This is a genomic window from Vibrio sp. Vb0349, assembly GCF_033338975.1.
In genome coordinates this window covers 284,410-292,766 of record NZ_JAWOTS010000006.1, presented here as the reverse complement: position 1 = coordinate 292,766, position 8,357 = coordinate 284,410, and the positions used below count along the sequence as shown (strand labels likewise).

General features: G+C 45.2%; 6 protein-coding genes. All 6 read left to right on the top strand.

Annotation, left to right across the window (positions count from 1 at the left end; translation table 11 throughout):
- Window positions 1-628 precede the first annotated feature (628 nt).
- The 6 genes from R7Q47_RS10435 (at window position 629) to R7Q47_RS10410 (ending at window position 8,224) form a co-directional block, all read left to right on the top strand.
- Complete coding sequence (locus R7Q47_RS10435; RefSeq protein ID WP_005379932.1) at window positions 629-886, top strand: oxaloacetate decarboxylase subunit gamma; 258 nt, start codon at window positions 629-631, stop codon at window positions 884-886.
- Window positions 887-917: 31 nt separating this feature from the next.
- Window positions 918-2,702: a sodium-extruding oxaloacetate decarboxylase subunit alpha gene (oadA, locus tag R7Q47_RS10430; RefSeq protein ID WP_065274844.1), complete on the top strand. Its 1,785-nt coding sequence runs from the start codon at window positions 918-920 to the stop codon at window positions 2,700-2,702.
- A 9-nt stretch (window positions 2,703-2,711) separates the two neighbouring features.
- Window positions 2,712-3,842 carry a sodium ion-translocating decarboxylase subunit beta gene (locus tag R7Q47_RS10425; RefSeq protein ID WP_005379935.1) on the top strand — a complete coding sequence of 377 codons (1,131 nt, stop codon included), beginning with the start codon at window positions 2,712-2,714 and terminating at the stop codon, window positions 3,840-3,842.
- 123 nt (window positions 3,843-3,965) lie between these two features.
- Window positions 3,966-4,916 carry an NADP-dependent oxidoreductase gene (locus tag R7Q47_RS10420; RefSeq protein WP_005385434.1) on the top strand — a complete coding sequence of 317 codons (951 nt, stop codon included), beginning with the start codon at window positions 3,966-3,968 and terminating at the stop codon, window positions 4,914-4,916.
- Window positions 4,910-5,371 (top strand): YqaA family protein, encoded by a 462-nt coding sequence (locus R7Q47_RS10415; RefSeq protein ID WP_005379938.1) that lies wholly within the window; start codon window positions 4,910-4,912, stop codon window positions 5,369-5,371. The genes R7Q47_RS10420 and R7Q47_RS10415 overlap by 7 nt, the downstream gene beginning before the upstream one ends.
- A 9-nt stretch (window positions 5,372-5,380) precedes the next feature.
- Complete coding sequence (locus tag R7Q47_RS10410) at window positions 5,381-8,224, top strand: pitrilysin family protein (RefSeq protein ID WP_318088961.1); 2,844 nt, start codon at window positions 5,381-5,383, stop codon at window positions 8,222-8,224.
- Window positions 8,225-8,357: the final 133 nt, after the last annotated feature.

Sequence of the window (8,357 nt, the reverse complement as noted above, 5' to 3'; positions counted from 1 at the left end):
GTCCTTAGCTCAGCTGGATAGAGTACCTGGCTACGAACCAGGCGGTCGGAGGTTCGAATCCTCCAGGACGCGCCACTCATTGAAACAGCCTCGCAATTGCGAGGCTTTTTTGTATCTAGACATCTGAAATATGGCGTAGGATCACTAGAGCCTATGTTCCTCTTTTTTAAAAGCGAATATGTGCGTATCTAAGCAATTTGCTATCAAGCTTCTGTCGCATCGTGTGAAATCATCCTGATTATCCCTCCTATACACTGACTTCCATTTTTCATTTCAATTACTCTTATGTAGTTACTTTGTTTGTTATTTGTTTATTAATTGTTAATTTTATTCATCTTTTTGTTTTTGTTGGTTTTTACTGCGTGAGTACCGATTTGATTTTGAAATCTAAATCGCAGTTTTTATTTATGTCCTCCTTTACTCTGTTCATAAGGTGGTAGCGATTTGAAGTGATTATTTTGTCATGAACTGTGATCTGGGTAGTGAATAAATAATCATTTATCAGGATTACTACAAACCTTCCTTAAACAAAATTGACAAAATTTAACCAATCGAGATAATCCATGGGTCGGGATTTGACACTATTAAAGTCCTGCACGTTGTCAGGATGACAAAGAAAGGAAGCAACATGACTAATATAGGAAGCCTGCTAGTAGATGCGGCCACCCTGATGCTAACGGGGATGGCGGTCGTATTTATTTTCCTCACTATTCTTGTTTATCTCGTTCGGTTAATGTCGAAATTGGTACCAGAAGAAGTACCAGAGCCGATCGCAGCACCAAAAACAAACACTAATATTCAATCAACCTCTTCAGCTGTTAGTCCACAAGTAGTGGCGGCGATCTCGGCTGCGATTCATAAACATCGCGCCTCATTCGCGAAGTAGCCGAACTAGGATTAAAAAGGAGTTTAAGAGCATGTCTAAACCACTAGCTATTACTGATGTGGTCCTTCGTGATGCCCATCAATCACTATTTGCTACGCGTATGCGTATTGAGGATATGCTGCCTATCGCAGCTGAGTTGGATAAGGTTGGTTACTGGTCTCTAGAGACTTGGGGTGGTGCAACATTTGATTCTTGTATTCGATTCTTAGGAGAAGACCCTTGGGAGCGTTTACGTGAACTAAAAAAAGCGATGCCTAATACACCAATGCAAATGCTACTGCGTGGTCAAAACCTTTTAGGATACCGCCATTATGCCGACGACGTAGTAGAGAAGTTTGTTGAACGCGCGCATGCTAACGGCATGGATGTATTCCGTATTTTTGATGCAATGAATGACGTGCGAAACTTCCAGAAAGCCGTTAAAGCAACGGTTGATGTTGGTGCGCATGCTCAAGGTACGTTGTCTTACACTACGAGCCCAGTGCATAACGCAGACACTTGGGTTGACTTGGCAAAACGCCTAGAGGATTTAGGTTGTCACTCGCTGTGTATTAAAGATATGTCTGGCTTACTTAAGCCTTATGAAGCGGAAGAGCTTATCACGCGTATCAAAGCGTCTTGTGATGTGCCATTGGCACTTCATTGTCATGCAACAACGGGGCTGTCTACAGCAACAGCGGTAAAAGCAGTAGAAGCCGGTATTGATATTCTCGATACTGCGATTTCTTCAATGAGTTGTACCTACGGCCATACACCGACTGAAACGGTAGTCGCTATGCTAGAAGGCACCGAGCGAGATACCAATTTGAAACTCGAGCAACTGGAACCTATCGCCGCATATTTCCGTGAGGTACGTAAGAAGTATGCGAAGTGGGAAGGCCAGTTAAAAGGAGTCGATTCACGCATCCTGATTGCTCAAGTGCCTGGTGGTATGCTGACCAATATGGAAGGCCAGTTGAAAGAGCAGGGCGCTGCGGATCGCATTGATGAAGTATTAGAAGAGATCCCTCGTGTACGTGAAGATCTTGGTTTCATTCCATTGGTGACTCCAACTTCACAGATCGTCGGTACGCAAGCGGTGATTAACGTTCTTACTGGCGAGCGCTATAAGAGTATTACCAAGGAAACCGCTGGCCTATTGAAAGGTGAGTACGGTAAAGCGCCAGCCGAGTTAAATGCAGAACTGCAAGCGAAAGTGCTTGATGGTAAAGAGCCAATTACCTGTCGTCCTGCCGATTTACTTGAGCCTGAAATGGAGACGCTTACGGTTGATCTGATGGAGAAAGCGAAATCAGAAGGCATTAAGCTAGCAAGTGAGCGTGTTGATGACGTACTCACTTATGCACTTTTCCCTCAAGTTGGGCTTAAGTTCCTTAAGAATCGTGAAAACCCAGAAGCATTTGAGCCTGCACCAACGCTAGAAGCTGCGAAGCCTGCTGTACCTGTAGCTCAACCAGCAACTGGTGGTGTAGAAACTTATAGTGTACGTGTTGACGGGCAGGTGTATGAGGTGGAAGTTGGCCCTCAAGGTGAACTGACATCTGTTGCTCCTTCTAATGCACCGGCAAAATCGGCTACACCTAGCGCACCTTCTAATGCTTCAGCAGAAGCGGTACCTGCTCCTCTTGCAGGTAACATCTTCAAAGTGAATGTTCAACCTGGTGCTGAGGTAGCTGAAGGCGATGTATTGCTCATCCTTGAAGCGATGAAAATGGAAACTGAAGTACGAGCGGCGCGTGGTGGTGTGGTTCAAGAGCTGAACGTTAAAGAAGGCGATGCTGTCACAGTAGGTGCGCCTCTGTTGAGCCTGGCGTAAGGGAGTATCATGGACGGATTGTTAACCCTTTGGGCAGAAACAGGGATCGCTAACTTCGAGTTCGGCCAAATCTGTATGATGCTGGTTGGTTGTACCTTGCTGTTTTTGGCAATTAAAAAAGGATTTGAACCTTTACTGTTATTGCCGATTGGTTTCGGTGCTATTTTGGCGAATATTCCAAATGCTGGCTTTACTGAGCCTGGTGGCTTGCTCTACTACGTTTACTACATTGGGATTGAATCGGGTGTGTTCCCGCTATTGATCTTCATGGGTGTGGGCGCGATGACCGACTTTGGTGCTTTGATCGCAAACCCAAAAACGTTGTGGTTAGGTGCGGCTGCGCAGTTTGGTATTTTTGCAACACTGTTTGGCGCTATTTTACTCAACTATGTACCTGGCATGGAGTTTTCCATGGCGGATGCATCGTCTATCGCGATCATCGGTGGTGCTGATGGGCCAACAGCGATTTTCTTAGCGAGTAAGCTCTCTCCAGATCTGCTAGGTGCGATTGCAGTCGCGGCATACAGCTATATGGCATTGGTGCCGATCATCCAGCCACCAATCATGAAAGCACTGACAACCAAGGAAGAACGTCAAATTAAGATGGCTCAGCTTCGTCATGTTGGTAAATGGGAGAAAGTCATCTTCCCGCTTGCTGTATTACTGATGACGATTCTGTTCTTACCTTCAGCTACGCCATTGGTTGGTATGTTCTGTTTGGGTAACTTGATGCGTGAAGCTGGTGTGGTGGATCGTTTATCGAAAACTGCTCAAAATGAATTGATCAACATAGTGACTATCTTTTTAGGTCTTGGTGTTGGTTCTAAGCTGCAAGCTGAGCAGTTCTTGAACCTAGAAACGTTAGGTATCTTGGGGTTAGGCGCAGTTGCATTTAGTATCGGTACTGGTGCGGGCGTCCTGATGGCGAAACTGCTTAACAAGTTCTCGAAAGAAGACATCAACCCACTTATTGGTGCGGCTGGCGTTTCTGCGGTACCAATGGCCGCGCGAGTCGTAAACAAAGTTGGTTTACAAGCTAACCCGCAAAACTTTTTGTTAATGCATGCGATGGGACCAAACGTTGCTGGTGTGCTGGGTTCAGCCGTTGCGGCTGGTATATTGTTAGCACTTGTTGGTTAGACATTATTGAAAATGGAATGATCAACCAATTTACAAAATCACGATTAACTTAGGTTAACAAAATGGTTTATAGTCAAAGGGATGCTTTCGCATCCCTTTTTGTTTTCTTGCAGGGAATGGTTTATGGAACACAAACAGATCGTTATCACTGAGTTTGGTGATGCCAACGTACTCGCGATTCAACATGCTTCTACACCATCACCACAGCCTGGTGAAGTCTTAGTAAAAGTCGCTTTTTCAGGCGTAAATCCTATTGATGTCAAAACTCGAGCTGGGCTCGGTTGGGCGGCAGCGCAGAATAAGGATAATTTACCTTGGGTGCCAGGTTACGACATCTCAGGAAAAGTGATGTCTTGTGGAGAGGGGGCATCACGTTTTAATGAAGGTGATGAGGTGGCTGGATTTATTGGTTTCCCAGTTCGAGGCGGTGGTTACAGCCAATACATATGTGTTCCAGAAACTGAGTTAAGTCATGTTCCTAGCTCCGTAACTTTGGAGGCAGCTGCTGCATTACCGTTGGCGGGACAAACTGCGGCACAAGCTCTCAGTAAGGCTAATGTGACGGAAAACGATCGCGTACTTATCCTCGCTGGAGCCGGTGGTGTTGGACACCTCGCGGTACAAATTGCGATCGCGACGAAAGCGGAAGTCTTTACAACCTGCAGTGAACGAAATTTAGATTACCTTGCGACGCTCGGTGCTCATGCAGTGAACTATCAATTTGCACCAGTGTCAGAACGTGTTGAAGATGTTGATGTTTTGATTGATTTAGTAGGCGGAGATGCTGCGTTAGATGCGCTTAAATGCCTGAAAGACAATGCGAGAGTCATCACCGTTCCAACCATCACAGCTGAGCTGATTTGTGAAAAAGCCAAACTCCTAGGCTTTGAGGCTAGTGGCATGTTGGTTGAACCAGACCCTGCGCAGTTAGATACCTTGTTGTACATGGTCGGCGTTGGCTTACTGAAGACTGAAATTCAACAGGTTTATCCTATGAGTGATGTCATTGGTGCTCACCAGCAGGTCGAATCAGGAAGAACCAGAGGCAAGGTGTTGCTTGATATGACATGCTAGAAGCATTTAACACGAGTTTTGAAAGTTTAGCGCTTTGGTTTTCAGATTCAGCATTATGGGTGCTTTTCATGACCGGTTTTCTCAGTGCCACGTTGTTGCCTGGTGGTTCTGAGGCGGGCTTAGTTGCCACTCTCTCATTAAATCAATACTCCGTTTCTTCAATTGTTATGGTCGCTACTATCGGTAATACGCTTGGTGGCTTAACAAATTATTGGCTTGGCTTGTGGATTCCCAACAAAGCACAAGAGGAAAAGCACGGTCATACCGCATTAAAGTGGCTCTCTAAGTATGGCTATTGGGGGTTATTTTTTAGCTGGTTACCTGTAATAGGAGACCCGCTGTGTTTAGCCGCAGGGTGGCTAAGAATGAAGTTTCTGCCTTGCGTGATTTTAATATTTTTAGGAAAGGCTGCTAGGTATAGCTTACTTGCGGCCATCTATCTCGGATTATTTTAAGGAAAGTACATGAAGATGTTTTGGGTTGGCGCGTGTTCACTGTTGGTGATCACGGGCTGTGCATCAAATACGCCAGTTTCATCACTGCCGAAAGGGGTAACTTTCGTTGAGTCATCGAAAGCTGAAGAAGGCAAAGTTAAGATTCCATACCAAAAGTATAAACTCGATAATGGTTTAACGGTGATCTTAGCTCCTGAAGATTCTGACCCATTGGTCCATGTGGATGTGACTTACCATGTTGGTTCAGCTCGTGAAGAAGTGGGTAAGTCTGGTTTTGCGCATTTCTTTGAGCACATGATGTTCCAAGGTTCAGAGAACGTTGGTGACCAAGAGCACTTCAAAATCATCACGGAGGCTGGCGGCACATTAAATGGTACTACAAACCGCGATCGTACTAACTACTTTGAAACTGTCCCTGCTAACCAGCTCGAGAAAATGCTGTGGTTAGAGTCTGACCGTATGGGCTTTTTGTTGGATGCGGTTTCTCAACGCAAATTTGAAATTCAGCGTTCGACTGTAAAAAATGAGCGAGCTCAGCGTTACGATAATCGTCCTTATGGCTTAATTTGGGAGCGCATGTCCGAAGCGCTATATCCTGAAGGTCATCCGTATTCGTGGCAAACCATTGGTTATGTTGAAGATCTTGATCGTGTTGATGTGAACGACCTCAAAGCGTTTTTCTTGCGTTGGTATGGCCCAAACAATGCGACTATCACGATCGGTGGTGACTTAGACGTTGAACAAACTCTAGAGTGGGTAAATAAGTACTTCGGTTCGATTCCTCGTGGTCCTGAGGTTGAAAATGCGCCGAAACAACCTGCAAAACTGCAAGAAGACAAATACATCACGCTAGAAGATCGTATTCAACAACCTATGGTGATGATCGCGTGGCCAACAACCTACAACGGCGAAGAAAGCCAAGCGTCTCTCGACACGTTATCAGAAGTATTGGGTGGCGGTACCAACAGCGTGCTCTACCAAGACCTAGTGAAGACTCAAAAAGCGGTCGATGCTGGTTCATTCCATGATTGTGCTGAACTGGCGTGTAACTTTTACGTTTACGCAATGGGTGATTCTGGAGACAAAGGCGACCTATCAAAACTGTACGACGAGCTTTTACAATCACTTAATCAGTTTGCGGAAAAAGGCGTGACAAAAGATCGCCTTGAGCAGTTGAAGGGTAAAGCGGAAGCGGATGCTATTTTTGCGCTAGAAAGCGTTAAAGGTAAAGTGACTCAGTTGGCTTCCAACGAAACATTTTTCGGCGATCCTGATCGTCTTGAGCAACAGCTTGAACAAATCCGTGCAGTTACGCCGACTTCGGTAGAAAAAGCGTATACGGACTTTATCCAAGGTAAGAACAAAGTGACCCTAAGCGTGGTCCCAAAAGGAAAAACAGACCTTGTCGTAAAACCTGCGACCTTTGTGACACCAAAGCGTACGCTGCCAGAATATGAGAAGATTTCCGATGACCAATTGGCGTATCGTCGTGCGACCGATAACTTCGATCGCTCACTGCAACCTCCAGTAGGAGAACCAGTGAAAGCGACGATGCCAGAGCTGTACGAGTTACATTTCAAGAATGGCTCAGAGCTGCTTGGTGCAGTTAGCGATGAAACGCCGACGGTGATGATGCAATTTAGTTTACCTGCAGGGACACGTTTTGTTGAAAAGGGTAAAGAAGGTCTTGCCCAATTGACCGCTGCGATGTTGCAAGAAGGTACAACGAAACGCAGTGTCGAAGAGATTCAAGCTGAGCTTGATAAACTAGGTAGTGTTATCTCTGTTAATGCCACAGGTTATACAACAAACATCAGTGTTTCTGCTCTAGAAAAGAACTTAGAGCCGACGTTAAAAATTGTCGAAGAGATGTTGCTGTCTCCTGCATTTAATCAAGATGATTTCGAGCGTGTAAAAATGCAAGCGCTAGAAGGCCTGGTATATGAGCACCAAAATCCAAGTTGGATGGCGTCACAAGCGAGTCGCCAGGTGCTCTATGGGGATTCGGTTTTTGCTCGACCAAAAGACGGCACGCAAGCAGGTGTCAGTGCATTAACGTTGGATGATGTCCGTGAATTCTACTCGAAGCATTACACGCCACAAAGTGCGCAAATCGTCGTTGTTGGTGACATCAATAAACAGGAAATTGAGCAGCAACTGACGTTCTGGAAAAACTGGCAAGATGAAGCTGCGCCATTGTATGCACCGCAAAGCATTGCTGCATTAGGTGAGCAAAAGATCCATCTTGTTGATAAACCAGGAGCGCCGCAAAGTGTGGTCATGATGGTTCGTCAAGGTATGCCTTACGACGCAACGGGCGATTTTTACCTAAGCCAACTGGCAAACTTCAACTTAGCTGGGAACTTCAATAGCCGCATTAACCAAAATCTACGTGAAGACAAGGGTTACACATACGGTGCTTACGGCTACTTCTCTGGTAATCCAGAAACAGGCTCGGTGGTTTTCACCGCGCAAGTACGAGCGGATGCAACGGTTGCTTCGATCATTGAGATGGAAAATGAGCTAAATGAATACTCGCAGTCAGGTATTACTGATGAAGAGATGAAATTTATGCGTCAAGCGGTCGGTCAAAAAGATGCACTGAAATATGAAACGCCAACACAAAAAGCGGAGCTCATCAGTGATATTCTTAAGTACAACCTCGATCATGATTACTTGCAGCAAAGAAACGCTATCGTAGAAAAAGTCGATAAGCAGACGTTGAATGCGCTGGCTCAGAAATGGTTTGATCCAAATGACTATCAAATTATCGTCGTTGGTGATGCTAAATCGTTGCGTCCTCAATTAGAAAAGTTGGGGAAAGACGTAGAAGAGCTTGAAATCATTCGATAGAGTACACATTTAATAGCGGAGAAACGTTTCTCCGCTATTCATCTAGATAAGCAACTTTTCGTGGGTTATTTATCTAGATGCATTAACTATCAATAACTTAGCTTACACTTGTGTTATGTAACAAGTGTCCTGC

Coding starts and splice junctions, on each gene's coding strand:
- R7Q47_RS10435 (WP_005379932.1), top strand. CDS start 629: ATGACTAATATAGGAAGCCTGCTAGTAGATGCGGCCACCCTGATGCTA.
- oadA (WP_065274844.1), top strand. CDS start 918: ATGTCTAAACCACTAGCTATTACTGATGTGGTCCTTCGTGATGCCCAT.
- R7Q47_RS10425 (WP_005379935.1), top strand. CDS start 2,712: ATGGACGGATTGTTAACCCTTTGGGCAGAAACAGGGATCGCTAACTTC.
- R7Q47_RS10420 (WP_005385434.1), top strand. CDS start 3,966: ATGGAACACAAACAGATCGTTATCACTGAGTTTGGTGATGCCAACGTA.
- R7Q47_RS10415 (WP_005379938.1), top strand. CDS start 4,910: ATGCTAGAAGCATTTAACACGAGTTTTGAAAGTTTAGCGCTTTGGTTT.
- R7Q47_RS10410 (WP_318088961.1), top strand. CDS start 5,381: ATGAAGATGTTTTGGGTTGGCGCGTGTTCACTGTTGGTGATCACGGGC.